The organism is Martelella sp. NC20, assembly GCF_013459645.1.
Taxonomy (GTDB): Bacteria; Pseudomonadota; Alphaproteobacteria; order Rhizobiales; family Rhizobiaceae; genus Martelella.
The window spans coordinates 4,778,382-4,804,187 of the sequence record NZ_CP054861.1; the positions used below are offsets into that span (position 1 = coordinate 4,778,382).

Below are 25,806 nucleotides of genomic sequence, written 5' to 3' on the forward strand. Positions count from 1 at the left end.
GATGCAGACCAGTTTTTCGCTTGCCCAGCTTGCCGATCCGAAGGTCGCGGAAGCAGAATCGATCCTGCGCAAATGCGTCCATTGCGGCTTCTGCACCGCCACCTGTCCGACCTATGTCACGCTCGGCAACGAGCTCGACAGCCCGCGCGGCCGGATCTACCTGATCAAGGAAATGCTGGAGAACGACCGGCCTGCGGATACGCAAACCGTCACCCATATCGACCGCTGTCTCTCCTGCCTTTCCTGCGTGACCACCTGTCCCTCGGGCGTCGATTACATGCACCTGGTCGATCATGCGCGCGTTCATATCGAAAAGACCTACAAGCGCCCGCCGATCAACCGGTTCACCCGCGCCGTGCTGGCGGCGGTGCTGCCCTACCCGGCGCGCTTCAGGGCCGCGCTGAGGCTCGCCCGTCTCGGCCGCCCGCTTGCGGGATTGTTCGCCGGCGTTGAGGCCCTGAAGCCGTTCGAGGCGATGCTGAAGCTTGCGCCGAAACGCCTTCCCGCGTCTTCCCCCGTTTCCAGGCCCAACACCCATGCCGCCAAAGGCGAGCGGCGCGGCCGGGTGGCGCTGCTGACCGGCTGTGCCCAATCCGTGCTCGATCCCGCGATCAACGAGGCAACCGTCCGGCTGCTGACCCGGCTCGGCATCGAGGTTGTGGTGCCGGAAGGCGAAGGCTGTTGCGGCGCACTGGTTCACCATATGGGCCGCGAGGAACAGGCGCTTGCCGAGGCGCGGCGCAATGTCGATGTCTGGATGCGGGAGAGCGAGGCCGGCGGCCTCGACGCCGTCATCATCACGGCGTCGGGCTGCGGTACGACGATCAAGGATTACGGCCACATGCTGGCGCTTGATCCGGCCTATGCCGAAAAGGCCGCGCGCGTCTCGGCGCTGGCGAAGGATATCACCGAATATCTGTCGACGCTCGGGCTCGACGACCAGCCGAAAAAGGGCGTTACCGTCGCCTATCATTCGGCCTGTTCGATGCAGCACGGCCAGCAGATCAAGACCGCGCCGAAACTGCTTCTGGAAGCGGCGGGCTTTGCGGTGCGCGAACCGGCCGAGGGGCATCTGTGCTGCGGCTCGGCCGGGACCTACAACATCATGCAGCCGGAGATTTCGGCAAAGCTGAAGGCCCGCAAGGTGAAGAATATCGAGGCGCTGAAGCCGGATATCATCGCGACCGGGAATATCGGCTGCATCACCCAGATCGCCGGCGGCACCGCAACGCCGATCCTGCACACCGTCGAACTGCTCGACTGGGCCTATGGCGGACCGAAGCCGGCGAAACTCGCCGGCTGACCCGTCGCTTTCAGCGCCTCAAAGCCGTGCCAGCCGTTCCGTCAAAAGCGCGAAAAAGCCGTCGGCATCGGCCTTGCCGATGACCAGCGCATTGGGCTTGCGGTCGGTGACGTGCCACCAGTCGACTACCGTTGCGCCCAGCGTCAGCGGCGATTGCGTCTCGATCTCGACATTGCAGTGCCGCCCGGAAAACAGCTCCGGGCGAATGAGATAGGCGGTCACCGCCGGGTCATGCAGCGGCCCGCCATCGGAACCGTATTTCTCCACGTCAAAGCGCTCATAGAAGCGCAGCATCGCGGCCATCGCTTTTGCGGCCGGACGCCCGATCGCGTCGATGCGGTCGACCCGCTCCTTCAGGCACAGCAATTGATGGGTGACGTCGAGCGGCATCATCACGATCGGTATGCCCGACCGGAAAACGATATCGGCCGCTTCCGGGTCGACATAGATGTTGAACTCGGCGGAAGGCGTGATGTTGCCGCCCTCGAAATAACCGCCGCCCATCATCACGATTTCCTGAACCCGGGCCGCGATATCCGGCGCCGTTTCGAGCGCCGTGGCGACATTGGTGAGCGCGCCCAGCGTACAGAGCGTCACCGTCTTTTCCGGTTCGCTACGCAGCGCCTCGATGATGAAATCGACCGCGTGCCCGTCCTGCAGGGCCATGGTCGGCTCTTCGAGTTCCGCGCCGTCGAGCCCGGTCGTGCCGTGGACATGTTCCGCCGTGATCAGCGGCCGGCGCATCGGCCTGTCGCAACCGGCAAACACCTTGATGTCCGGACGCCCGGAAAGTTCGCAGATGATGCGCGCATTGCGCTCGGTTCTGGCAAGCGGCACATTGCCGGCAACGGCCGTGATGGCGAGCACCTCGATCTCGTCGCCGCTGGCAAGCGCCAGCATGATCGCCGCCGCGTCATCCTGACCGGGATCGGTATCGATTATGATTTTCCGTGCGCTCATTATATAAAATCCGAAATGAATAGACCGGCGGTGTGAATGGACATTCGGCCCCCGATTGTCAAGGCGGACCGGGCTTGGCACACTGCAATGGAACAGACGGAAACGAACATGCCCAGAATTGACCTCAGATTCGATCCCCGGCTCTCCGACAGGCAGGAAAGCATGAACGCCGTGAAAGGCGCTTCCGGGTATCCGCCTTTCGATGTCGCCTGGTTTCCCGGCAAGGCGGAGGCCGGCTTTCTGCGCCTGACGCTCGCGGTTGCCGGTTTTGCCGCAAGCGAACTCGACGTGGTGATCGAGGGCTCGGTCCTGATCGTCAGCGGCAAGGCAGAGGAACGCGATGAGGGCGAATATCTGTTTCGCGGCATCGCCGGACGCCAGTTCCGCCGCCAGTTCGCGCTCGCCGATGGCATGGAGGTGGTCCGCGCGGGACTGGAGCGCGGTTTATTGTCCATCGACCTCGCCCATCGCCCTCAGGAGGTACGAAAAATTAAGATTTCCGTTTCACAATAGGCTTGTAAAAACACGGGCTTCCGTCCTTTCCGGAAGGTTGCCCGAATTCTCAGGTCTATAGCAGGAAACGGCTTCATGAAAATTCCGGGTGCGGAACTGTCCCTCGAAAGTCTCGCAGCATTCGGCACGGGACATCTCGGTTACTTCCGCGAGTTCGAGCGGACCGAGGCTCTGCGCCACTTCCCGGACGCGGCCGGCCTCAAGACCTCGGAAAAGCTGTGGGCCCTTTTCGGCGCGGACGGCGCCCTGCTGCTTCTGACCGAAAACCGCACCAGCGTCTTCTTCAAGGCGATGGAAGACGACCTCAAGACGGTCACGCTTCACTGAAGCGATCCGCGCTCCTCAACGCCGGATGAACGTCAGATAGGCGCTGCCGCGGCCTTCCCGCTTCGCCTTCGCCTCATACCGCGTCCCCGGCCAATTCGAATAGGGCGTCAGCCAGTCGGCCGCCCCGCGCGCCTGCCATTGAAACCCGCCATGCCGGCGGCAATGGAGCAGCGTCCAGTTGATGTAGCTGTCGATATCCGAGGCGAAGCAGAACACCCCGCCCGGCTTCAGCACCCTGTGGAACCGCTCAAGGTTCGGCTGCGAAACAAACCGGCGCTTCCAGTGCTTCCTCTTCGGCCACGGGTCCGGATAGAGCAGGTCGATCTGGTCGAGCGAGGCGTCGGGCAGCCAGTCCAGGATATCGACGGCGTCATCATCGTAAAGCCTGAGATTGCCGGGTGTGCGCTCCTCGACGCGACCGAGAAGCTTGGCCATCGAATTGACGAAGGGCTCGACGCCGATGAACCCGGTCCGCGGGTTTTCCTCGACGCGGTGAAACAGGTGTTCGCCGCCGCCGAAGCCGATTTCAAGCCGCGCCCGCTCCACGGGAACGGCAAAAATCTCACGGAGATCGGTCGGAGTCGGTTTGCCGGGATCGATCGCCAGCGCGGGCAGCAGTTCGGCCAGATTGCGCGCCTGCCGTTCGCGCAGGGGCTTGCCCTTGCGGCGGCCGAAAAACGCCCGTCCGGTGAGTTTCTGACTGTCTTCGGTCACCGTCCGCAATCAGCCCTTCAGCGCCTGTTTCAGCGGCTTCACCAGGTCGAGCCGTTCCCATGAGAACGAGCCGTCGCGTCCGGCCTTGCGGCCGAAATGGCCATAGGCCGAGGTCTTGGCATAGATCGGCTTGTTGAGATCGAGGTGACGGCGAATGCCCGAGGGGGACAGGTCCATCACGGCGCGGATCGCCCTTTCCACCTCTTCTTCGCTGATCTTGCCGGTTCCGTGCAGGTCGACATAGACGGCCAGCGGCTGGGCGACGCCGATCGCATAGGCAAGCTGGATCGTGCATTTGTCGGCAAAATTGGCTGCCACCACATTCTTCGCCAGGTAGCGCGCGGCATAGGCAGCCGAACGGTCGACCTTGGTGGTGTCCTTGCCCGAAAACGCGCCGCCGCCATGGGGGGCCGCCCCGCCATAGGTATCGACAATGATCTTGCGGCCGGTCAGCCCGGCATCGCCGTCAGGTCCGCCGATGACGAATTTTCCGGTCGGGTTGATGTACCAGACGCAGTCGTCGGAGATCGGCAGATCGCCGAGCGCCTCGCGGATATAGGGTTCGACGACGCTGCGGACCTTGTGCGAGTCCCAGCTTTCGTCGATATGCTGGGTCGACAGCACGATCGACGTCACCGCCGCGGGCTTTTCGTCCTTGTAGTGAACGGTCACCTGGCTCTTGGCATCCGGCCCGAGCAAGGCGACGTCGCCTTTTCCGGCCTTGCGCGCCTCCGACAGGGTATGCAGGATACGGTGGGCATAATAGATCGGCGCCGGCATCAGATCCGGCGTTTCACGGCAGGCAAAGCCGAACATGATGCCCTGATCGCCGGCGCCCTCGTCGCCCTGGCGGTCTGCGGCATTATCGACGCCCTGGGCGATGTGGGCGGACTGGGCGTGGAGCAGCACGTCGATGCGCGCGGTCTTCCAGTGGAAGCCTTCCTGCTCGTAGCCGATACTGCGGATAGCGCGGCGCGCGGCCGCTTTGAACCGCGAAGGATTGACGATCTCCTTGCCGTTCTTGTCTTTTTTCATCAGGCTCGGCGGGAGGCGCACCTCGCCGGCGATGACGACCCGGTTTGTCGTGGCCAGGGTTTCGCAGGCAACGCGCACAGACCAGGGATCGACGCCGGTTTTGACGGCCTCGCGGTAGACAAGATCGACGATCTCGTCGGAAATTCTGTCGCAGACCTTGTCCGGATGGCCTTCTGAAACGGATTCACTGGTGAAAAGATAGTTGGCGCGCATCGGGATTCCCCACATAGAAACTTGCCCGATTTTGATAAACGCTTCGCGCGGCAATGACAAGCGCACAACGATATCAGTATATCTTTATGTCCTGAAAATCAGGTGAATTCTGACGCATGCCTTGACCCGAGGAGAGCCAAGCGCTCTCCTCCACAATGCGTCAAAATCACTCTGTTACCTCATTCCGCTTCCGCAGCCAGCGACTTCACAAGGTCAACCAGCTTGCGCCGGACCTTGGCATCGCTAATTTTCACGAACGCGCGGTTAAGCTGCAACCCCTCGGAAGACGAGAGGAAATCGACCACATAGCTCGAGCTCGAAGCCTCTGCCATTCCGGATGCGCCAATGCCCTGTTCGCCGGGTGCGTCCTCGAAAAAGAATGAGACCGGAACATTGAGAATGGTCGAAATGTTCTGCAATCGGCTGGCGCCAACGCGATTGGTGCCCTTTTCATATTTCTGAATTTGCTGGAAGGTGATGCCAAGGCTCTCGCCAAGTTTTTCCTGGCTCATGCCCAGCATGGTACGGCGCAACCTGATCCGACTCCCGACATGCACGTCTATGGGGTTCGGCTTCTTCTTGTTTTCTGTCATTGTTCGTCCTGTTTTTTTAACCTGACATGTAGGCCTCGCCACCTTGCCAGAGAGCTATGCAACCCTTCGAGTAAGCGACCAAAAAGCCATAGTTGAGTGCCAAGTGCCGTCACTATGCAATTTTGGAGTAAAGCGGTCAATTCTGCCCTAAATATAAAACCATGAGATGAGTAAAGATATGCTAATTCAGCAAATAGTGTGGCAATTTAAGGACACGAAACAGCGTGTGCGCCATGAATTTTTCTAATGTAAGTTGACGCTTCCATCGAGTACTGCTCGCCGGTCAAACGGCAACCGGTCGACAATGCGCCCGTATTGGTCGACCATCGCCGTGACGCCGTTTTCACCGACGCGGATCAATGGCTTGCCGGTCTCGACTGCCCTCAGTCGCGCCTGGGCGAAATGCTGGAACGGACCGGGGGTACGCCCGAACCAGGCATCGTAGGTAACGTTCACCAGCGCTGACGCACCTGCCGCCTGCCCCTCCACCAGACGCGGAAAAACCGCCTCATAGCAGATGAGCGGATACAGCGTGACGCCATCCGGAAGCAGCAGCATCTGGCGGTTATCAACAGGAACATAGCTACCCGGCAAGGTCGTGAGCGCTTCAAGGCCGATCGAGCGGAAGAAATCCTCGAACGGCAGATACTCGCCAAAGGGAACGAGGTGGGTCTTGCCGGACACCGAGACCGTCGCCCCGGCATCGTCAAGCGCATAGACGGCGTTGTAGAATTCCGGCCAGCCATCGGGTTTGCGCCCGGCAAAGCTTGCCGCGCCGAGCACCAGCGTCTGTCCCGGCTTCAGCATCTCGCCGATCGCGGTGCGGGCATCGGGCCGCGATTCCAGCGTAAAGGGAAGCACGCTTTCCGGCCAGATGATGATGTCGGGAGCCCAGCCGGCCTGTTCCGGCGGCGCGGAAGAGAGTTCCAGCAGCGTCGCGAACACCCTGTTGCGCCCCTCCTCCGTGCTCCAGTCGGCCTCGGCAAAAGCCGGCTGAACCAGCCGAAAGCGCAGCCCGCGTTCTCCCTCCGGCAGATCGGTCCCCAGCCGATGCCAGCCGTAGCCAATATCAACGGCCACGAGAACAAGGGCCAGCGCCAGTCCGGCGCGCCTGCCGGGCCGCGCGGCAAGAAGCGCGGGGCTTGCGAAAATGTAGACGGCAAAGCCGCCCATCAGATAGAGCCCGGTCAAGCGGATTGCCTGCATGAACAGCGGCGTCGGCATCGCGGTATAGGCGATCGCGTTCCAGGGAAACCCTGTCGCGACATGGCCGCGCAGCCACTCCGCTACGACCATCGCCGCGCCGAGCGCAATCAGGCGCAACGGCCCCGGCCGCCAGACAAGCGCCGCAAGCGCACCCGCCAGCCCGTAAAACAGCGCGAGACCGGCCGGAAACGCAAGGACGGTAAGCGGCAGCGCCCAGAACGCGCCATCCTTCCAGATCGCGACGCCAAGCCACCACAGGCCGAAAACGAAATAGCCGAAGCCGAACCACCAGCAGGCGCCGAAGCCGGCCATGGCGCGCGCCCTGAGCGACTTGCCGGAAAGCGCCCCGTCCATCACCATCACCAGCAGCGGCAGGGCAATGAACATCACCGGCGCCAGACCAAACGGGGCCAGCGCAAAGGTTGCAACCGCGCCAGCGCCGAACAACGTCCATCGCCGCGGCCAACCCGAAAGGTCTGCGAGATAGGCTGAAAGCCGTTGCAAAGAAGCAGTCCCTTCCGGCGGGTCAGCGCCGCCCGTCATGCTCTTCGCTGCCGATGACCTCGTCATAGGAGACGTCATGCTCCTCATTCCGGGCCTCGTCGCGGCTCTCGTCCTGGCCGCCCGCGCGGGCAGCGTAGCGGCGGCGTGCCGGACCACGCTTGCGCAATATCCTGACCCGGCGAATACGGCGCGGATCGGCATCCAGAATATGAACCTCGAAGCCCGAAAGCTGGATCACCTCGCCGCGCGCGGGAATGCGGCCGATGGTCGAGAAGATCAGCCCGCCAAGCGTGTCGACATCCTCGGCATGATCGTCGATCTCGAAATCGGGACCGATCGCTTCGGCGATATCCTCCAGCTCGACGCGCGCATCGGCGAGATAGACGTCGTCGGAAACCCGGGTGAACATCGCCTCTTCGGAATCATGCTCGTCATCGATCTCGCCGATCACCATTTCGACGATATCCTCATGCGACACCAGCCCGTCGGTTCCGCCATATTCATCGATCACCAGCGCCATCTGGGTGCGGCCCGCCTGCATGCGCTGCAACAGGTCGGAGGCAAGCATGGAGGGCGGCACGAACAGCACGGGCCGGATCAGTCCGGCCTCGACAATGGTTCTGTCGAGATTGACCTTGCCGAGATCGAAGGCGCTGTGGGCGGCCTTGGTCTGGCGCTCCGTCGGCTTGACCTCGCTTGCCTTCAAAGACGCGCTCTTGGCGGCCTCGCGCGCATTGGCGGGACGCCCGCGCCGGCGGCCGCGCGCCTGCTTGGAAAGATAGGCCAGCAGGTCGCGGATATGGACCATGCCGCGCGGATCATCCAGCGTTTCGCAGAACACCGGCATGCGCGAATGGCCGCAGTTTTCAAATACCAGCAGCAATTCCCCGATCGTCATCGACTGATCCACCGCATCGATATCGGCGCGCGGCACCATCACATCCTCGACCCGCACCTCGCGGAAGGAGAGGATGTTGTTGAGCATCGCCCGCTCTTCGGGGGAGAAGTCGTTGTCGCTGGAATTGTCGGGCGAAAGCGCGTCCTCCAGGTCTTCGCGCAGGCGCGACAAACCGTTCCCGTTACGCTTGAAGTACAGGAGAAGGCCCTTGAGGGGCGAGGATGACGATTTCTGAGTAGTTCTGCCCGTCTCCGGACTGTTAGGCTCGTCGAACTCGGATCCGTCGTCGGAATCCTGACCGCTATCACCGAGCGGTACAATCTGTTGCTGGTTCATCGTTCCTTAGGCGTTAGAGAGGGTCGCTGCCCTGATAGGGATCAGATAGGCCAAGTGTGGCCAAAATGCGAGTCTCCAGACGCTCCATAACCTCCGCATCGTGGTTTTCGATATGATCATACCCCAAAAGATGCAGAAATCCATGCACCAGAAGATGGGTAAGGTGATCGTCGAAGCTCTTTTCAAGCTCGTCGGCCTCGCGCGCAACGGTTTCCCGCGCAATCACGATATCACCGAGCATCGGCCCCGGCATCCCGCCGGGGGCAACAGGAAAGGCCGGGAAGGACAGCACGTTGGTGGGTTTGTCCTTGTCGCGCCACTCGGCATTGATTTCCCGGATCGCCGCATCGTCGGTAAACACCAGCGACAATTCGACAGGGTGAGAGGGAAATGGCTGCCCCTCCTCCTTTTCCAGGTAGCGCGCGGCAGCGCCGATCACATCGGCCACCCGCGCTTCCAACCGGGCCTCATCGGGCCAGCCCTCGGCCTCCCGGCTCACCTGAAAATCGAATGCGGCCATATCAGGCGTTGTCGCCGTTCTGCGGCGCGCGTCCCCTGCTCTCATAAGCCCTGACGATGCGCGCCACCAGCGGATGGCGCACGACATCCTTGTCGGTAAAGCGCGTGGTCGAAACGCCCTCCACGCCCTCCAGCACATCCAGCGCTTCCACGAGGCCGGATTTGACGCCGCGCGGCAGATCGACCTGGCTCGGATCGCCGGTGACGATCATCCGCGAATTCTCGCCAAGCCGGGTCAGGAACATCTTCATCTGCATCGAGGTCGTGTTCTGCGCCTCGTCGAGGATCACCGCCGCGTTGGTCAGCGTCCGGCCGCGCATGAAGGCAAGCGGCGCGATCTCGATCACCCCCGCCGTCATCGCGCGTTCCACCCGGTCGCCCGGGATCATGTCGTAGAGCGCGTCGTAGAGCGGCCTGAGATACGGATCGACCTTCTCCTTCATGTCGCCGGGCAGGAAGCCCAGCCTTTCGCCGGCTTCCACCGCCGGTCGCGACAGGATGATCTTCTCGATGCCGCCGCGCTCCAGAAGCTGGGCGGCATAGGCAACGGCAAGATAGGTCTTGCCGGTACCGGCCGGGCCGACGCCGAACACCAGTTCGTTGCGCTCCATCGCCCGGATATAACCGTCCTGAGCGGGCGTGCGGGCGGCAATCGACTTCTTGCGCGTCGATATCTGCGACATCGAAAGCCGGGCCTTGCGCTCCAGCGTCGGCAGGGTCAACTGGTCGTCGGCCGCGCGCGCCATGCGGATCGCGCCCTCGACATCGGATTTTTCCAGTTGCGCACCTTTCTGCAGCTGGGCGTAGAGATAATCCAGCGCCCGCCGGGCCTGATGGGTGGCGAGCGTCGATCCGCTCAGCGCCACGGCGTTTCCGCGCGCCACGGCATCGACGCCGAGCTCCTTCTCCAGCAGTTTCAGATGCTCGTCAAACTGACCGAACAATTCGCTGGCAAAGCGATTGTTCTCGAAGGTGAGCACGAAGTGGCTGGCGTCCGGGCCGGCCGGCTGTCCGTGCGATGCAACCATTTCAGTAGCGTTCAAGCGGTCCTGCTCCTTGGTTCAACGCAAAGCGCGCCGCCGTCCAGGATAAACCGGTATCGGCAGCGTCCTCGTCGATACGATACATAGGGGATCGTTCAGTCAAAGACAGAAGTAAAACGGCAGAAATGTGAGTCTCTGTTCGCCAATCAAGCTTCATGGGAGAAGGCTAATCGCGATTCCCGACTTTGTGAAGCGATTTGTATTTCGCCCCGATAAATTCATGGGACTGTCATCAATCAGGCGACCCGGACACCGGCAAGGCTGTTGGTCGCCGCATCGGTGATCCTGACCCTTACGAGATCGCCGATTTCGGCCTCGCCACCGTCAATCACGACGGATTGCAGCCAGGGCGAGCGGCCGATGAGCTGGCCCGGATTGCGGCCCGGCTTTTCCAGCAGAATATCCATCTCCATGCCGATCCGCGATTGCGCGAATTCAAGCTGGTGACGGGTGAGCAGCGCCTGAAGCCGTTGCAGCCGTTCGGCCTTTTCGGCTTCCGGAACCTGATCGCCGAGTTCGGCGCCGGGGGTGCCGGGACGGGGCGAATATTTGAACGAGAATGCCTGTGCGTAGCGCACCTTCTCGATCAGCGCGAGCGTCGCCTCGAAATCCGCCTCGGTCTCGCCGGGAAAGCCGACGATGAAATCGCCGGACATGGCGATATCCGGGCGGACGGCGCGGATGCGCTCGATCAGCGCCAGATACTCAGCAGCGGTGTGGCGACGGTTCATCGCCTTCAGGATACGGTCGGAGCCGGCCTGCACCGGCAGGTGCAGATAGGGCATCAGCTTCGGCAGGTCGCGATGGGCCGCCATCAGCCGGTCATCCATGTCGCGCGGATGGCTGGTGGTATAGCGCAGCCGGGCAATGCCGTCGATCTCGGCAAGCTGAAACAGCAGGTCGCCGAGGCCCCGTTCCGCGCCATCCTCGTCCGCGCCATGCCAGGCATTGACGTTCTGGCCGAGCAGGGTGATCTCGCGCACGCCGTTTTCGGCAAGCCGGCGGGCCTCGTCCATAATCTGCCTGGTCGAGCGGGAGATTTCGGAACCACGGGTATAGGGCACCACGCAGAAGGTGCAGAACTTGTCGCAGCCTTCCTGCACCGTCAGGAACGCCGAGACGTTCTTCGGGCGAACGCCGCGTTCCTTCTTCGGCAGATAATCGAACTTGTCCTCGACCGCATATTCGGTATCGACGACGCGCTCCCCGGTCTTCGCGCGTCTCAGCGCCTCCGGCAGGCGATGATAGGTCTGTGGGCCGATGACCACGTTGACATCCGGCGCGCGGCGGAGAATTTCCTCGCCCTCGGCCTGGGCCACGCAGCCCGCGACCCCGATCATCGTCTCGCGGCCCTGCTTCAGCCGTTCCGCCTTCAGGTCGCGATAGCGTCCGAGCGCGGAATAGACCTTCTCGGCGGCCTTCTCGCGGATATGGCAGGTGTTGAGCAGGATGAGGTCGGCATCCTCGATCACCTCGGTCGCCTCATAGCCGTCGGCGGCCAGCGCCTCGCCCATGCGTTCGCTGTCATAGACATTCATCTGACAGCCATAGGTCTTGATGAAGACCTTGCGCTGGTTCGAGATGCCGGGGCTCGGAAGTGTTGTCTGTTCGCTCATGCCGGCCTTTTAACGCGCTTTGCCCGCAGAGAAAATGAAAAAAGAGAAAATCAAGAAATGGTCAGCGTCCCCGCAACCGCTCGGCAAGAAGCGTGCGCATGCGCGCCTCCACCTCGGCGGCAGCCTCCTTGCGCCGGGTCGCCGCATCGAACACCACGGGCTCGCCGAAACAGACATCGACATCGAGCGCGCGCGCCCTGATGACGCCGGCAAGCGAGGGCAGCATTTCGACATCGCCGGGCCAGGCCACGATCGGACGCAGAAAACGCCCCATCGGAAAACCCCGGATGCCGGTATAGGCGACGGCCACCGGCTGAACGTGAACCTTGCCCGTCGGCGACAGCGGAACCGCGCTGGAGGCCGCGCCGAACAGCGAATATTTGATGGGATAGATCCGGTTCCCGTCCGAGGTCGTGCCTTCGGGAAACAAGATGATGATCTCGCCGCCGGCCAGCCGCTCGGCGATCGAGCCCACCTGTTTTCCCGTGCCGCGCTTGTCGGCGCGTTCGATGAACACCGAATTCTGCAGCCGCGCGAACAGCCCGAAGACCGGCCAGGTCTTGACCTCCGACTTGGCGATGAAGGCGACTTCGGCAACCCGCCCCAGCACCACGATATCGAGCCAGGTGGTGTGGTTGGCCGACAGCAGCAGCGGGCGTTCCCGCTCGATCTCGCCGTGAACATGAATGCGGATGCCGAGCACGAAACAGGCGACCACGTGCCAGTAGCGCGGCAGTTTTCGCGCGATCTTCCAGCCGCGCCACAGCGCCACGATCTGCAATGGCGACAGGACGAGCGTCGTCACGAACAGGACGAAGGCGACGTAGACATAGCGCAGATAGATCATCGCGCCCGGCTCACTCGCCCCTGCCCTTGATCGGAACGCCATAGAGCTCGAGCCTGTGATCAACGAGCTTCAGGCCGTATTCGCGGGCGATCCGCTCCTGCAGCGCCTCGATCTCGGGCGACTGAAACTCGATCACCACGCCGGTTTTCAGATCGATCAGGTGGTCGTGATGCTCTTCCGGCAGCGTCTCGTAACGCGAGCGGCCGTCTCGGAAATCGTGGCGGGCGATGATGCCAACGTCTTCGAACAGCTTCAGCGTGCGGTAAACGGTCGAGATCGAAATCCTCTGGTCGACCAGTGCCGCCCGGCGGTGCAGTTCCTCGACATCGGGATGATCCTCGGCCTCCTGCAGCACACGCGCCACGATCCGGCGCTGCTCGGTCATGCGCATGCCGCGTTCGGCACAGATTTCCTCAAGCGTTTTCGGCAGATCGTTCATCCAGAGCGCACCGGCGGTTGAAGCCGGCAATGCCGGCTGAGCGTCGTTCACGAATTCGGGTTAGCCGAGTTCGCGCCGCATGACAAGCGCGGTCGTCCGGGTACCGTCGTCATGGGTATAGTAGGCCTTTCGCCGACCGACCTCGACAAAGCCGAGCCTGCCATAGAGCGACAGCGCCGCGGCGTTTTCCGCGGAGACCTCGAGCAGCATGGCCTGAGCCCCTCTCGCCCGCGCTTCCTGCATGGCGGCCACCATCAGCCGCCAGCCGAGACCGTTGCGGGAAAACTGCCGGTCGACGCAGATCGTCAGGATTTCGGATTCATCGTCGACGCTGCGCGCCAGAACGAACCCCGCCGCTTCCGAAGCCCTGCGGTTCGCTCGCACGATATGGCCATAGACCGGGTTCTGGGCCAGAAGCTTGCGGAATTCTCCAGCGCTCCAGGACGGCGAAAACCACTTGCGATGCAGGTCGGCGGCAAGGGTGAGATGTTCGTCCTCAAGCGGAAAGAGATCGAAATCGGGGGGACGTTTCAGGAAGGAAGGCAGCATGGCATGCCTCCCTGGTGATAAAAATGCTCGCGATTGGAGATGGATCGGTCAATGGCATGAAGCATCCTCGCCAACCTCATCAGCAATGAGATGACACGCGGAGGCCAGAGCTCGCTCCCGATATTCTCTCCCGCTTGCGGGAGAGATGCCCCGAAAGGGACAGTGAGGGTGATGCAGCATTTCGGTTCCGTGAGGGCATCCGTGTGGATGTTCTCCCCCCTCACTGTCGCTGTCGCGACATCTCTCCCCTCCGGGGCGAGAAGATTGGGGGGCTGTGCGGCTGGTGTATGGGCGAGAGGCATGAGCGACCTCCTCACGCACGGGCGACGGCGAAGCCGAGCTGCGGTTTGGCATCGGGCGCGCGCAGATAAAGCGGCGAGACCGCCGGGCCGGCGACGGCGCTGGCGCCGAGAACCGCGATCGTATCGATGGTCACCCGATCTTCCGGCATCGGTTGCGCCAGTCCGGCGACGATCGCGCCGGTGCCGACGGGTACCGCCTGATGCGCGCGGGCGAGGTCCGCGAGGTCTTCATACCTGTGGGCGGCAGGCGGCGTCAGCGGTTCGCCTTCGGCATCGAAAACCTGGGCGAAGGCCTCGCCGCGCCGGGCGTCGAGGGTCGCCATCACGGCCGCGCCCGGCCGGGCCATGCGATGCTGAAACGCGATCGATGCCAGCGAGGATACGCCGACGCTTTCCGCCCCGACCGCCAGCGCCAGCGCGCGCGCGGCGGCCACGCCAATGCGCACGCCGGTGAACGATCCGGGTCCGATATTGACGGCGATGCGGCCAAGTGCCGCGGGTTTTACGTCGGCCTCGCGAAGTGCCGCATCGATCACGGCCATCATCCGCTCCGCATGGCCCTTGCCGATGGTCTCGACCGAGCGGCCGATGAGCGAAGCCGAGTCACAGTCATACACTGCGGCCGAGCAATCCGCCTGGGCCGTATCGAGCGCCAAAATCAGCATTGCAGACCTCAGACGGCTTCCACTTCGCGCACTTCGGGAACGAAGTGATGCAGCAGGTTCTGGACGCCGTGCTTCAGCGTCGCCGTCGATGACGGGCAACCCGAGCAGGCGCCCTTCATGTTGAGGAATACCGTGCCCTCGCGATAGCCGCGGAAGGTGATGTCGCCGCCATCCTGGGCAACGGCGGGGCGAACGCGGGTTTCCAGCAGTTGCTTGATGGTGGCGACAATGGTCTCGTCGCCCGCATCGAAGAATTCCTCGTCGCTGTCGGGATCGATCGCGGGCGAAGCGCCATCGGCCATCACCGGCGCGCCGGAAAGGAAGTGCTCCATGATTGCGCCCAGAATGGCGGGCTTGAGGTGCTGCCACTCCAGTTCGCCCCTGGTCACGGCGACGAAATCATAGCCGAACAGCACGCCCTCCACGCCCGGCACGGCAAACAGCCGAGTGGCAAGCGGCGATACGATCGCGTCATCGGCGCTGCGGAAATCAGCATTACCGGTTTCCATGACAACGCGTCCGGGCAGGAACTTCAGGGTCGCGGGATTGGGCGTCGTTTCCGTCTGGATGAACATATCCATCTCCAAATCAGTTCGGGCGGCTGGGGCGCGTCCGCAAAAAGATATTGCCGGTTTACCGTCCGGGCGCGCGCAAACACAATGCTCTGGTCCCCTATATCGGCGCTCGGGCGCTCAAACGCAAGGGTCAGCAGAGCGCATCGATATCGGCGTCGTCGAGCCCGTCGGGCAGAACCGTCACGGGGATCGTGAACGCATTGCCGCGCGCCGCCAGCATCGAAACGAGTGGGCCGGGGCCCTCCTTGGCGGGACCGGCGGCCAGCACCAGGATCGCTATATCGCGATCCTCCTCGACCACGGCGTTGATCTCTTCGGCGCGATCGCCCTCGCGGATAACGATTTCCGGATCGATGCCGATCGCCTCGCGAACATTCTCGGCGGCGCGGTTGGCAATCGTTTCGGCCTCCTCGCGCGCCTCGGCGCGGATGATTTCCTGAACCCCGATCCACTCCTGCACATCCTGCTGGGGAATGATGTAGCACAACACCAGCCCGCCATTTGAATTCTTGGCGCGGCGACCGGCGTAACGCACGGCGCGGATGCATTCGGGCGTATCGTCCACGATGGCCATGAATTTTCGGCGATGTCCGGCCTCGCCGGAAAGACGTTTGGAAACCATTGTCGCGTCACCCCATTAATCTGAAAAAAAGCCAGCTCGGCAATCTGAAAACAGCAGGCCTGGCCTGAAGACAAAGCTGCGGCCGGGCCCGACCGTTGATCCGGAGGCCAGGCGCGCATCATACCATAGATGGGAAAAAAACAAGCGTCAGAGCAGACCGACGATCTCGTGAACGTCCTTCATGGTACCTTCCGCAATCGCGCCCGCGCGCTCGCCGCCATCCTTGAGGACCGCGTCGATATGGCCCGGATCGGCGTCCAGACGCCGCATTTCGGCGGTAATCGGCGCCAGCACCGAGACCGCGAGATCAGCGAGCGCCGGCTTGAACTGGGAGAACTGCTGGCCGCCGAATTCGGCAAGAACATCGGCCCTGGTGCGATCCGAAAGGGCGGCGAAAATGCCGACGAGATTGTCGGCTTCAGGCCGGCCCTTCAGGCCCTCGACCTCGCTCGGCAGCGCATCCGGGTCGGTCTTGGCCTTGCGGATCTTGCGCGCCACGGTATCGGCATCATCCGTCAGGTTGATGCGCGACAGGTCGGACGGGTCGGATTTCGACATCTTCTTCGTGCCGTCCTTCAGGCTCATCACCCGGGGCGCAGGGCCTTCGATCAACGGCTCGACCATCGGGAAGAAGGCATGCACCGGCTCATTGCCGACCGTGATGTCGACACCGGTTCCGGCCGCGCGGATTTTCTTCGCAAAATCCAGATTGAACTTCATCGCGATATCGCGGGTCAGTTCCAGATGCTGCTTCTGGTCGTCGCCGACCGGCACATGGGTGGCGCGGTACACCAGAATGTCGGCCGCCATCAGGCTCGGATAGGCGAGCAGGCCGAGGGAGGCGTTCTCGCGGTCCTTGCCGGCCTTGTCCTTGAACTGGGTCATCCGGTTCATCCAGCCGATCCGGGCGACGCAGTTGAAGATCCACGCAAGCTCGGCGTGTTCGCGAACCTTCGACTGGTTGAACACGATATGCTTCACCGGATCGATGCCGGAGGCGAGATAGGCGGCGGTGATCGCGCGGGTCTGGCCCTTCAGGTCTTCATGAACGAGCTGGGCGGTGATCGAATGCATGTCGACCACGCAATAGATGCAATCCATCTTGTCCTGAAGCGCCACGAATTTTCGGAGCGCGCCCAGATAATTGCCGAGATGCAGATTGCCGGTCGGCTGGACGCCGGAGAAGATTTGCGGCTTGAATTCACTCATGTCAGTTCTCTTTCGGACGGGTGGAAGGCCCGGTTGGTTGGACTTTGCTGGCAGCGCTTATGCACCGAGCCGCGCGGCGCGTCAAACGCAGAACTCAGCGGCGTTTGACAAGCCGTTTGATCAGCGTCCGGTTGACGCCGCCGGTGACGAGCACGAGGCCGAAATAGACCGCCATGGCGATCGCGAGCAGGATCGCGACACCGCCAAGCTGCTGCAGGAAAGGCGCGCCCGGCGCAAACCAGGCCGAAAGCTTCACCGCCGCGAACTTCACCGCCGCAGCCATCGCCGCCGCACTCAGAATGATCAGCGGCACCCGGCGCATCAGCAGGCGGTCGAACTTCAACTGACCGGAAATCAGAAGCGTGGTCGCCAGCAGAACCACATTGGTCCAGCCCGATACGACCTCGGCAAGCGCGATGCCGCGTTCGGCGAGGATCGGAAACAGCGAGATCGCCAGCACGGAATTTATTCCTACCGCAATCATCGTGAAACGCATCGGCAGCCTGGTGTTCTCACGCGCATAAAAGGCCGGTTGCAGCGCCTTGGTGAGCGCGAAGGCCGGCAGGCCGAAGGCGTAGACCGTCATGATCGCGGCCACCAGCGCCGTGGTCTCGGGGGTAAAGGCCCCGCGTTCATAAAGCACACGGGTGATCTCGGTCGAGATCATCATCAGCCCGAACGCCGCCGGAACGGTGAGGAACAGCACGAATTCGATGGTGCGGTTCTGGATGTGCCCGGCCTCGGAAAAGTGACCGGCCTTCAGCGCCCGCGACAGTTCCGGCAACAGCACGACGCCGCCCGCCACGCCGACGACGCCGAGGGGAAGCTGATAGAGGCGATCGGCGTATTGCAGCGACGAGATCGCGCCATCCTTGCCGGAGGCCACCGCCTGACCGATCAGCTGGTTGATCTGGATGACGCCGCCGGTGATCGCCGCCGGCACGGCAAGCGCCACCAGCCGCCTGATCTTCGGCGTGATCCTGGGCAAACGGAAGGTGAAGCGAATTCCGGCGCGCCGCACATCGAACCAGACGACGGCGAGCTGGATGATCCCCGCGCCAAGCACCCCCCAGGACAGATATTCCGCCATCATCACCGGATCGGCGCTGACCCAGACGCCATAGCCAAGAACGGCGATCAGCACGACGTTGAGAAACACCGGCGCGATCGCCGCGGCGAAATAGCGGTGCAGCGAGTTCAGCATCCCGCTCATCATCGCCATCAGCGACATGCAGATCAGATAGGGAAACATCACCGATGACAGCCGCACCGTCATCTCGAATTTCTCGGCGTCGTCGGCAAAGCCCGGCGCGATCACGAAGCGCACGATCAGCGGCATCGACAGTTCCATCACCACGGTGATGAGAAACAGCGCCGTGAACAACACGCCGAAAACCTGCTCGGAAAACCGCTTGGCGCCGTCGATCCCGCTTTCTTCGATCTCCTTGGAAAACAGCGGCACGAAGGCGGCGTTGAACGCGCCCTCGGCAAACAGCCGGCGAAACAGGTTGGGAAAACGAAAGGCAGCGTAGAACACGTCGGCCATCGGGCCGGTGCCGAGCGCCGCCGCCATCATGGTTTCGCGTGCAAAGCCGAACAACCGGCTCGCAAACGTCGCGCCGCCAACGGTGGCGAACTTGCCGACGAGGCTCATTTGTCGCGTCCGTCCTTTGCATCGACGCGTCGGGCCCGCGTACCGTTTTCGGCCGGCAACAGCATGCCCGGCGGCATGCCCTTGCGGTAGTCGTCGCCCTTTTCGTCGAGCACCGCCTTCATCCTTTCGACGATCGCAGCCTGCCGGCTTTCACTGGTGATCTTCGCGCCGACGAGGTCGGTCACGTAGAAACTGTCGATCACCTTCTCGCCGAACGTCGTGATCCGCGCCGTCTGGATATCCAGCGAAAGCTCCGACAGCGTCTGGGTCACATCGGCCAGCAGGCCGGTGCGGTCGAGACATTCGATCTCGATGACGGTGAAGATATTGGAGAGCTTGTTCGACACGGAGACATGAGTCGGCACCGAAAATGGCCGCACCGAACGGCGCTCGCGCTTGCGCGCCGCGATCAGTTCGTTGACGTGCTTGCGGCCGGCAAGCAGGTCCTCGATCAGCTTGCCGATGGTGTTTGCGCGCCGCAATTCATCGGCGTCATCGTCAAACGCCCGGTTCAGGAGGATGGTGTCGAGCGCGCGGCCGTCGGTGGTGGTGAATATCTGGGCGTCGGCAATGTTCGCCCCCGTTGCAGCGCAGGCGCCGGCGATGATCGACAGCAATCGCGGATGATCGGGCGCCAGAAGCGTGATCTCGGTAATATCGTGAAACGCATTGGTACGCACCATGGTGGAAAACAAGTGCCGCGCCTTGTCGGCCTCGCGGATGAAGCGGGCATGGCGGACCTGATCCTCCAGCGGCACCGACAGAAGATAGTTCTGGTAGTGCAGATTGGCATATTTGTGCCGTGCGGCATCTTCCCAGCCGGTAAGCGAATCCTCCAGCACCTCGATCGCGCGCTCGGTCCGCGCCTTGCGCGAAACGGCGGAGAAACCGCCGGAAAGCAGGATTTCGGTTTCGTAATAAAGCGTGCGCAGCAATTGCCCCTTCCAGCCGTTCCAGACATCGGGCCCGACGGCGCGGATATCGCAGACGGTGAGGATCAGCAGGAGGTTGAGCTGGTCGAGCGACTGAACCTTGTCGACGAAATCGACCACGGTCTTGCGGTCGTTGAGGTCGCGGGTCTGGGAGGTCATCGACATCAGCAGATGATGTTCGATCAGCCAGGCGACAAGCTCGGTCTGCTTCGCCGTCATTCCGAAACGCGGGCACAGCTTGCGCGCAACCCGGGCGCCGGCGATCGAATGATCTTCCTTGCGACCCTTGGCGATATCGTGCAGCAGCACCGCGACATAGAGCACGGCGCGGTCCTCGACGGACTGGATCAACCTTGCCGCAAGCGGATGGATCTCCGACTGACCGCCGGCATTGTCGATCTCCGACAGCACGGCGACCGCGCGGATCAGGTGCTCGTCGACGGTGAAGTGATGATACATGTTGAACTGCATCATCGAAACGATACGGCCGAATTCCGGAATGAACCGGCCGAGCACGCCGGCCTCGTTCATGCGCCTCAGATAAAGCGCCGGATCGTTGCGCGAGGTCAGGATCGACAGAAACAGCCGGTTGGCCTCCTCGTTTTCCCGGAGTTCGGCATTGATCAGCGACAGCGAGCGCGTCACCACCTTCAGCGCATCCGGATGGAATTCGAGGTCGTTGATCACCGCGACGTAGAAGAAGCGGATGAGGGCGACCGGGTCCTTCTTGAACACGTCCGGCTCGGCGAGCGCGATCCGGCCGCTGTCGGAGACGAATTCGAGCGACCCCGGTATCTTGCGCTGGCGCTTGTAAAGCTTCGACCAGACCACCTGCCCGATCGACGGCGAGGCCTTGGCCTGCTGCTCTTCAAGGTCGGAGCAGAAGATGCGGGTCAGGTCGCCGACATCCTTGGCGACCAGGAAATAATGCTTCATGAACCGCTCGACGGCGGACAGGCCGGGTCGGTCCTGATAATCGAGGGCGGCCGCGATTTCAGCCTGGACGTCGAAGGACAGCCGTTCTTCGGCCTTGCCGGTCAGGAAATGAAGGTGGCAGCGCACCGTCCACAGGAAATCCTCGGCCCGCAGGAACAGCTTCAGTTCCTGGCGCGACAACACGCCGAGTTCCACAAGCTGGGCGGTATCGCGCACCCGGTAGTAATATTTGGCGATCCAGAACAGCGTGTTGAGATCGCGCAGGCCGCCCTTGCCCTCCTTGATATTGGGAACCACGAGATAGCGGGTATCGAAGGATTTCTGGTGGCGCTGATCGCGTTCGGCGAGCTTGGCGGCGATGAAATCCGGACCTGTATCGGCCACCACCTCCTTGTCGAAACGCCGCTCCAGCGCATTGGCAAGCGCCTTGCGCCCGACGATGTAGCGCATTTCCAGGATCGAGGTGCGGATGGTCATGTCCGCCTTGGAAAGCTTGATGCACTCCGTCACGCTGCGGGTCGCATGACCGACCTTCTGGCCCATGTCCCAGAGCATGTAGAGAATATATTCAATCGCCTTCAGGGTCTCTTCCCGGTCGGAATCGTCGATCAGGAACAGAAGGTCTATATCGGAGCCCGGCGCCAGCGTGTCACGTCCGTAGCCGCCGACGGCGGTGACCGCGAATTCCTTGCGGGTATCGGGAAAAATCGTGCGGGTGACGAGGTCATGCAGCGCAATCAGCACCTGGTCTTCGAGCCAGGAAATCCGCCGGGCGCATTCCAGCCCGCCGCCATCGGCCTTCAGCAGTTCGTAGGCACGGGCGCGGCCCGCGGCATTGACCTCCTTCAGCCGCGCAAGGATTGCCTGGCGCACCGCATCCGGGTTGCCGGCATGCTTGCGCGCGATCGCGCGCAGTTCGTTGCGCAGCACTGAGGGGTCGAACACCTCCGTCATGGCGTATAGATCAGCCTTCGCTGGCGCCGCGGCGGTCTTGATCGCGTTCTGCGCGGCACGCTCGCGCTGTTCTGGCCCGCGCTGTACTGGCCTTTGTGTCTGCATAGACCTGCCTTTTCCTCGGCGGTTCTCGCGCCGCCGGAGGTTTCTTAAAGCAAATCACTCGCCAATGGAAACGGCATCATGCATTTTCCGCTTCAGGGCGTAGAGCGTTTCCAGCGCCTCGCGCGGCGTCATGTCGTCGGGCCTGATATCGGCGAGCATGGCTTCGACCCCGGAGGTTCCGGGCGATGGCTCGGGCGCGCGCATGGCGGACTGGAACAGCGGCAGGTCGTCGATCAGGCTTGCCGCCGGGTTCTTGCGGTCGGCATCCTCGAGCCGCGACAGCACGTTCTTCGCCCGCCTGACCACGGCGGCCGGCAGGCCCGCGAGACGGGCAACCTGGATACCGTATGAGCGGTCGGCCGCCCCGGGCCCGACCTCATGCAGAAACACCACGTCGCCCTTCCATTCCTTGACCCGCATGGTCGCGTTCACCAGCCGGGGAAGCTTTTCGGAAAGCGCGGTCAACTCATGGAAATGGGTGGCGAACAGGCCCCGGCAGCAATTGACGTCGTGCAGATGCTCGACCGCCGCCCATGCGATCGACAACCCGTCGAAAGTCGCCGTTCCGCGGCCGATCTCATCGAGGATCACCAGCGAGCGGGGGCCCGCCTGATTGAGGATCGCCGCCGTCTCGACCATCTCGACCATGAAGGTCGAGCGCCCGCGCGCCAGATCGTCGGAGGCTCCGACCCGCGAAAACAGCCGGTCGACAATGCCGATATGGGCCTTTGCGGCCGGCACATGGGCCCCGATCTGGGCGAGGATCGCAATCAGTGCGTTCTGGCGCAAAAAGGTCGATTTACCGCCCATATTGGGTCCGGTCAGCAGCCAGAGACAGCCGTTTTCGCCCGTAACCGGCGACAGCGTGCAGTCATTGGCAACGAATGGCCCCGCCGATTGCTTGCGCAGCGCCTGCTCGACCACGGGGTGACGTCCGCCCTCGATTTCGAACGCCGTGGTCTCGTCGACCAGCGGCCGGCAATAGGCCTCCGCCTCGGCCAGCACGGCAAAGGCGGCCGACACATCGACAACCGCAAGCGCGAGCGCGCCCTTCTTCAGGCGTTCGGCGGCGGCCACGACATTGCGGCGCAGGGTTTCGAAGGTATGGAGTTCGATCACCAGCGCCTCGCCCGCGGCATTGGCGATCCGGCTTTCGAGATCGGCAAGCTCGGCGGTGGTGAACCGCATCGCGTTGGCCATGGTCTGGCGATGGATGAACTTCGCCTTCGCCGCATCGCCCTCGGTCAGCGCGCGGGCATTGCCGGCGGTGACCTCGATGAAATAGCCGAGCACGTTGTTGTGCTTGATCTTCAGCGCCTTGACCCCGGTTTCCTCGGCATATTGCGCCTGCAGCCCGGCAATCACCCGGCGCGATTTGTCCCGCAGCCCCCGGGCCTCGTCGAGGGCGTTATCAGCGCCTTCGCGCACGAAACCGCCGTCGCGCTTCAGGAGCGGCAACTCATCGGCAAGGGCGGCAGCGAGTTGCTGCTCGAGGTCGTGCGGCAGCGCCTGCAGCGATGCAAGCGCAGCTGCGAGTTCCGCCGGCAGATCGGCGTCCGAAAGCACATCGGCAATCGCGCGGGCAACGGCGAGGCCGCGCTGGATCGCGCCGAGATCGCGCGGGCCGCCGCGATCGAGCGCCAGACGCGACAGCGCGCGCGGCATGTCGGGAAGCTGCTTCAGATGGTCGCGAACCGCATCCGAGCGCGCAACGTCGGAGAGGAAGAAGCTCACCGAATCCAGGCGGGCATGAATGGTTTCCGCGTCCGTCAGCGGCGACATCAGCCGTTCGCCGAGGAGGCGCGCGCCGCTGCCGGTCACCGTCCGGTCGATCGCCTTCAGCAGCGACCCGTCGCGCCCGCCCGCCATGGTGCGCACCAGTTCGAGATTGGCGCGGGTAGCGGGATCGATGAACATCGCGGCCGAAGCGCCGTCCTGCTCGGGAATGCCAAGCGGCGGGCGCTCGTTGATCTGGGTCTTTTCGACATAGGCGACGGCGGCGGCGGCGGCGGAAAGCTCCGGCCGGGAAAACCGCCCGAAGCCATCGAGCGTGGCAACGCCGAAGAAGCGGCCGAGACGATCCTGCGCGGTGGCGCCATCGAACAGCACGGCCGGCTGCGGAGAGACCGCGCGCCCCAGAAGATCGAAGACCGGCCGCAGCTTTTCGTCGGAAAACACGGTGTCGGCGACGAGCAGTTCGCGCGGCTCGACGCGCATGATATCGGCGGCAAGGCGGCTTTGCGATGTCGCGCAAACCCGGAAAACCCCGGTGGAAATATCGATCCAGGCAAGACCGTAATTGCTTTCCCCCTCGCCCTTCATGCGCGACAGCGCCATCAGGTAGTTGCTTTCGCCGGGGGCCAACAGCTTGTCCTCGGTGATCGTGCCCGCCGTCACCAGACGGGTGACGTTACGCCTGACCACGGATTTCGAGCCGCGCTTCTTGGCCTCGGCCGGATCCTCGGTCTGCTCGCAGACGGCGACCCGGAAGCCGAGGCCGATCAGTTTCTGGAGATAATCGTCGGCGGCATGGACCGGCACGCCGCACATCGGAATGTCGCGGCCGAGATGCTGGCCCCGCTTGGTCAGCGTGATCGACAGCGCGCGCGCGGCCGCCACGGCATCATCGAAAAACAGCTCGTAGAAATCGCCCATCCGGTAGAACAGCAGAAGATCGGGGTTTGCGGCCTTGATCTCGATATACTGCTCCATCATCGGCGTTGCCGATGCCCGGCTTTCCTCGGAGATCAGTTCTTCGGTCGGGATACGATTATCGTCTGCCACGGCGCACGCTCGATATGAAGGGATTGTCCCTTTCATCTGTCACGAATTTCTGCGGCTCGAAAGGGTCGGCGGCAAGAAAGCTGGGCAAAACGTGAATGGAGGCCTGTCCGGTTTCGCTGCGCTCGATCCAAGCTCGGCCTATCGACGCCTAAAAGGCTTCTCAGCCTACAATCTCTCCCCTTGAGGGAGAGATGCCCCAACAGGGGCAGAGAGGGGTGAACCCTTTCCTCATGCTCGGAGCTTGCGGCTTATGCCCATACCCCTCTCTGTCGCTTTCGCGACATCTCCCCCTCAAGGGGGGAGATTATTGGGGGCTATGCGGTTCGCCGCTAAGAAACCGCTCAGCTCGCGAAGCGTCCGGCGTCGGCGCCGTAATAATTCAGGTAGCGGTCCGAAATCGAGGTGATGGGAAGCACGATCAGCACGTCGGTCGTGTTGAAGGCGTGGTCGATCACGGCGCCCTCGCCCACCATCGCGCCGAGGCGCAGATAGCCCTTGATCAGCGGCGGCAGGCCGGTGAGCGCGCGCCGGCCCGAGGCGTCTTCGGCCGGCATCAGGTTCATGTCGACGGCCAGTTCCGGATGGGCGGCAACGGACCAGTCGCCGGTGGCGCGGGCGTTGTGATACAGGAAGGAGAGCGCCATGGCGTGGGCGGCGGGGTCGGTACCGTGGAAGGAGGCGCAGCCGAACATCACGCCGATATCGTGCTTCAGCGCATAGGCCCAGTTACCCTGCCAGAGCAGTTCCACGGTGCGCTTGCTGCGGTAATCCGGCAACACGCAGGACCGGCCGAGTTCCATGAACCGGACCTCGGGACGGCGAGCGACGAGGCCGGCGGTCTGGAATTCGGAATCGGAATAAAATCCGCCGTGTTCCATCGCGACCTCATGGCGCAGCAACCGGTAGGTGCCGACGATCTGATCTTCGGGCTCGCCCTCGATCTTGCGGTCGATCACCAGAAGATGGTCGCAGATGTCATCCCAGCGGTCGAAATCACGCTTTGCCCGCATCGCGTCTTCCGGCAGGCGGGCTTGCATTTCCTCAACGAAAACGCGGTAGCGGATGGATTGAGCGGCATCGATCTCCGCCGCCGTCTCTGCAATCCGGGTTTCCATGCTGCCGATGCGGCCGAGTACGCCGTCGCCCGCCATGGCAATGGGGCTACCGGGGACCGACGGTTGCAGAAGATCAAGAACTTCCATCGTCATCGCACGTTCCGGATTATTTGTCTTGGGTGTCATAAAGCACTTTACTGCGACAGGTTCGTGACAGCCGCATCCCGCAATCTGAGGGCAGGAGAAGGCTTGGCTCAAGACCTCCCCGCGCCGTTTCCGTGCTATCCGGGCAACCGCCCAGCTGTAAGAAACTGTAATACATGGCGGGAACAAGGTCCAGCCGCTTTTGACGAACCGCCAACGTCGAACACGCCCGCGAGGCCATGGTCCAAGTCATT

At 62.8% G+C, this 25,806-nt stretch carries 23 protein-coding genes; 3 read left to right on the forward strand and 20 right to left on the reverse strand.

The window, feature by feature from the left end; translation table 11 throughout:
* The first annotated feature begins 1 nt into the window (after position 1).
* Positions 2-1,303: a glycolate oxidase subunit GlcF gene (gene glcF, locus HQ843_RS22825; protein WP_180901045.1), complete on the forward strand. Its 1,302-nt coding sequence runs from the start codon at positions 2-4 to the stop codon at positions 1,301-1,303.
* An 18-nt stretch (positions 1,304-1,321) separates the two neighbouring features.
* Here the strand turns inward: glcF and HQ843_RS22830 are convergent, their stop codons facing one another.
* The gene (locus HQ843_RS22830) at positions 1,322-2,266 is read right to left on the reverse strand and encodes a nucleoside hydrolase (RefSeq protein ID WP_180902066.1); all 945 of its coding nucleotides are present in this window, start codon (positions 2,264-2,266) and stop codon (positions 1,322-1,324) included.
* A 105-nt stretch (positions 2,267-2,371) separates the two neighbouring features.
* Here HQ843_RS22830 and HQ843_RS22835 point away from each other — a divergent pair, with 105 nt between their 5' ends.
* Together HQ843_RS22835 and HQ843_RS22840 are read left to right on the forward strand one after the other, a co-directional pair.
* Positions 2,372-2,776, forward strand: a complete 405-nt coding sequence (locus tag HQ843_RS22835; RefSeq protein WP_180901044.1) for an Hsp20 family protein — start codon at positions 2,372-2,374, stop codon at positions 2,774-2,776.
* A gap of 75 nt (positions 2,777-2,851) precedes the next feature.
* On the forward strand, positions 2,852-3,103 hold the full coding sequence (locus tag HQ843_RS22840) for a BQ00720 family protein (RefSeq protein ID WP_180901043.1): 252 nt from the start codon (positions 2,852-2,854) through the stop codon (positions 3,101-3,103).
* Positions 3,104-3,118: 15 nt separating this feature from the next.
* On the opposite strand, the gene trmB is transcribed toward HQ843_RS22840, so the two are convergent.
* The 19 genes from trmB to olsB form a co-directional block, all read right to left on the reverse strand.
* Entirely contained in the window at positions 3,119-3,817 is a 699-nt protein-coding gene (trmB, locus tag HQ843_RS22845; RefSeq protein WP_371822152.1) for a tRNA (guanine(46)-N(7))-methyltransferase TrmB, read from the reverse strand.
* Between the two features lie 9 nt (positions 3,818-3,826).
* The gene (gene metK, locus HQ843_RS22850; RefSeq protein ID WP_180901041.1) at positions 3,827-5,065 is read right to left on the reverse strand and encodes a methionine adenosyltransferase; all 1,239 of its coding nucleotides are present in this window, start codon (positions 5,063-5,065) and stop codon (positions 3,827-3,829) included.
* 179 nt (positions 5,066-5,244) lie between these two features.
* Positions 5,245-5,658 (reverse strand): helix-turn-helix domain-containing protein, encoded by a 414-nt coding sequence (locus HQ843_RS22855; protein WP_180901040.1) that lies wholly within the window; start codon positions 5,656-5,658, stop codon positions 5,245-5,247.
* A 243-nt stretch (positions 5,659-5,901) separates the two neighbouring features.
* Entirely contained in the window at positions 5,902-7,407 is a 1,506-nt protein-coding gene (lnt, locus tag HQ843_RS22860) for an apolipoprotein N-acyltransferase (RefSeq protein ID WP_180901039.1), read from the reverse strand.
* A complete protein-coding gene (locus tag HQ843_RS22865) occupies positions 7,391-8,602 on the reverse strand; it encodes a hemolysin family protein (protein WP_180901038.1) in 1,212 nt (403 codons plus the stop codon). The genes lnt and HQ843_RS22865 overlap by 17 nt, the downstream gene beginning before the upstream one ends.
* A gap of 13 nt (positions 8,603-8,615) precedes the next feature.
* On the reverse strand, positions 8,616-9,122 hold the full coding sequence (ybeY, locus tag HQ843_RS22870; RefSeq protein WP_180901037.1) for an rRNA maturation RNase YbeY: 507 nt from the start codon (positions 9,120-9,122) through the stop codon (positions 8,616-8,618).
* Position 9,123: 1 nt separating this feature from the next.
* On the reverse strand, positions 9,124-10,164 hold the full coding sequence (locus HQ843_RS22875; RefSeq protein WP_371822118.1) for a PhoH family protein: 1,041 nt from the start codon (positions 10,162-10,164) through the stop codon (positions 9,124-9,126).
* A gap of 236 nt (positions 10,165-10,400) precedes the next feature.
* Positions 10,401-11,780 (reverse strand): tRNA (N6-isopentenyl adenosine(37)-C2)-methylthiotransferase MiaB, encoded by a 1,380-nt coding sequence (gene miaB, locus HQ843_RS22880; RefSeq protein ID WP_180901036.1) that lies wholly within the window; start codon positions 11,778-11,780, stop codon positions 10,401-10,403.
* A gap of 61 nt (positions 11,781-11,841) precedes the next feature.
* Positions 11,842-12,627, reverse strand: a complete 786-nt coding sequence (gene olsA / locus HQ843_RS22885; RefSeq protein ID WP_180902064.1) for a lyso-ornithine lipid O-acyltransferase — start codon at positions 12,625-12,627, stop codon at positions 11,842-11,844.
* Between the two features lie 10 nt (positions 12,628-12,637).
* Positions 12,638-13,066 carry a Fur family transcriptional regulator gene (locus HQ843_RS22890; RefSeq protein ID WP_180902063.1) on the reverse strand — a complete coding sequence of 143 codons (429 nt, stop codon included), beginning with the start codon at positions 13,064-13,066 and terminating at the stop codon, positions 12,638-12,640.
* 60 nt (positions 13,067-13,126) lie between these two features.
* Positions 13,127-13,615 carry a GNAT family N-acetyltransferase gene (locus HQ843_RS22895; protein ID WP_180901035.1) on the reverse strand — a complete coding sequence of 163 codons (489 nt, stop codon included), beginning with the start codon at positions 13,613-13,615 and terminating at the stop codon, positions 13,127-13,129.
* A gap of 313 nt (positions 13,616-13,928) precedes the next feature.
* Positions 13,929-14,582, reverse strand: coding sequence for a tRNA (adenosine(37)-N6)-threonylcarbamoyltransferase complex dimerization subunit type 1 TsaB (gene tsaB, locus HQ843_RS22900; protein WP_180901034.1), 654 nt, complete (start codon positions 14,580-14,582; stop codon positions 13,929-13,931).
* An 8-nt stretch (positions 14,583-14,590) separates the two neighbouring features.
* Positions 14,591-15,157 carry a NifU family protein gene (locus HQ843_RS22905; RefSeq protein WP_180901033.1) on the reverse strand — a complete coding sequence of 189 codons (567 nt, stop codon included), beginning with the start codon at positions 15,155-15,157 and terminating at the stop codon, positions 14,591-14,593.
* A gap of 130 nt (positions 15,158-15,287) precedes the next feature.
* A complete protein-coding gene (locus HQ843_RS22910) occupies positions 15,288-15,779 on the reverse strand; it encodes a universal stress protein (protein WP_180901032.1) in 492 nt (163 codons plus the stop codon).
* Between the two features lie 147 nt (positions 15,780-15,926).
* Positions 15,927-16,988, reverse strand: a complete 1,062-nt coding sequence (gene trpS / locus HQ843_RS22915) for a tryptophan--tRNA ligase (RefSeq protein ID WP_180901031.1) — start codon at positions 16,986-16,988, stop codon at positions 15,927-15,929.
* A 94-nt stretch (positions 16,989-17,082) separates the two neighbouring features.
* The gene (gene murJ, locus HQ843_RS22920) at positions 17,083-18,642 is read right to left on the reverse strand and encodes a murein biosynthesis integral membrane protein MurJ (RefSeq protein WP_180901030.1); all 1,560 of its coding nucleotides are present in this window, start codon (positions 18,640-18,642) and stop codon (positions 17,083-17,085) included.
* Entirely contained in the window at positions 18,639-21,569 is a 2,931-nt protein-coding gene (locus tag HQ843_RS22925) for a [protein-PII] uridylyltransferase (protein ID WP_180901029.1), read from the reverse strand. The genes murJ and HQ843_RS22925 overlap by 4 nt, the downstream gene beginning before the upstream one ends.
* Positions 21,570-21,623: 54 nt before the next feature.
* Complete coding sequence (mutS, locus tag HQ843_RS22930; protein ID WP_180901028.1) at positions 21,624-24,353, reverse strand: DNA mismatch repair protein MutS; 2,730 nt, start codon at positions 24,351-24,353, stop codon at positions 21,624-21,626.
* 341 nt (positions 24,354-24,694) lie between these two features.
* Positions 24,695-25,555: a l-ornithine N(alpha)-acyltransferase gene (olsB, locus tag HQ843_RS22935; protein WP_371822151.1), complete on the reverse strand. Its 861-nt coding sequence runs from the start codon at positions 25,553-25,555 to the stop codon at positions 24,695-24,697.
* Between the last annotated feature and the right edge of the window lie 251 nt (positions 25,556-25,806).

Bases quoted from the DNA above. Each gene is read 5' to 3' on its own strand.
- HQ843_RS22855 (WP_180901040.1), bottom strand. From the start codon at position 5,658: ATGACAGAAAACAAGAAGAAGCCGAACCCCATAGACGTGCATGTCGGG.
- lnt (WP_180901039.1), bottom strand. From the start codon at position 7,407: ATGACGGGCGGCGCTGACCCGCCGGAAGGGACTGCTTCTTTGCAACGG.
- olsA (WP_180902064.1), bottom strand. From the start codon at position 12,627: ATGATCTATCTGCGCTATGTCTACGTCGCCTTCGTCCTGTTCGTGACG.
- ybeY (WP_180901037.1), bottom strand. From the start codon at position 9,122: ATGGCCGCATTCGATTTTCAGGTGAGCCGGGAGGCCGAGGGCTGGCCC.
- olsB (WP_371822151.1), bottom strand. From the start codon at position 25,555: ATGGAAGTTCTTGATCTTCTGCAACCGTCGGTCCCCGGTAGCCCCATT.
- metK (WP_180901041.1), bottom strand. From the start codon at position 5,065: ATGCGCGCCAACTATCTTTTCACCAGTGAATCCGTTTCAGAAGGCCAT.
- HQ843_RS22925 (WP_180901029.1), bottom strand. From the start codon at position 21,569: ATGCAGACACAAAGGCCAGTACAGCGCGGGCCAGAACAGCGCGAGCGT.
- HQ843_RS22890 (WP_180902063.1), bottom strand. From the start codon at position 13,066: ATGAACGATCTGCCGAAAACGCTTGAGGAAATCTGTGCCGAACGCGGC.
- HQ843_RS22865 (WP_180901038.1), bottom strand. From the start codon at position 8,602: ATGAACCAGCAACAGATTGTACCGCTCGGTGATAGCGGTCAGGATTCC.
- HQ843_RS22905 (WP_180901033.1), bottom strand. From the start codon at position 15,157: ATGTTCATCCAGACGGAAACGACGCCCAATCCCGCGACCCTGAAGTTC.
- tsaB (WP_180901034.1), bottom strand. From the start codon at position 14,582: ATGCTGATTTTGGCGCTCGATACGGCCCAGGCGGATTGCTCGGCCGCA.
- glcF (WP_180901045.1), top strand. From the start codon at position 2: ATGCAGACCAGTTTTTCGCTTGCCCAGCTTGCCGATCCGAAGGTCGCG.
- murJ (WP_180901030.1), bottom strand. From the start codon at position 18,642: ATGAGCCTCGTCGGCAAGTTCGCCACCGTTGGCGGCGCGACGTTTGCG.
- HQ843_RS22835 (WP_180901044.1), top strand. From the start codon at position 2,372: ATGCCCAGAATTGACCTCAGATTCGATCCCCGGCTCTCCGACAGGCAG.
- trpS (WP_180901031.1), bottom strand. From the start codon at position 16,988: ATGAGTGAATTCAAGCCGCAAATCTTCTCCGGCGTCCAGCCGACCGGC.
- HQ843_RS22895 (WP_180901035.1), bottom strand. From the start codon at position 13,615: ATGCTGCCTTCCTTCCTGAAACGTCCCCCCGATTTCGATCTCTTTCCG.
- HQ843_RS22840 (WP_180901043.1), top strand. From the start codon at position 2,852: ATGAAAATTCCGGGTGCGGAACTGTCCCTCGAAAGTCTCGCAGCATTC.
- miaB (WP_180901036.1), bottom strand. From the start codon at position 11,780: ATGAGCGAACAGACAACACTTCCGAGCCCCGGCATCTCGAACCAGCGC.
- HQ843_RS22910 (WP_180901032.1), bottom strand. From the start codon at position 15,779: ATGGTTTCCAAACGTCTTTCCGGCGAGGCCGGACATCGCCGAAAATTC.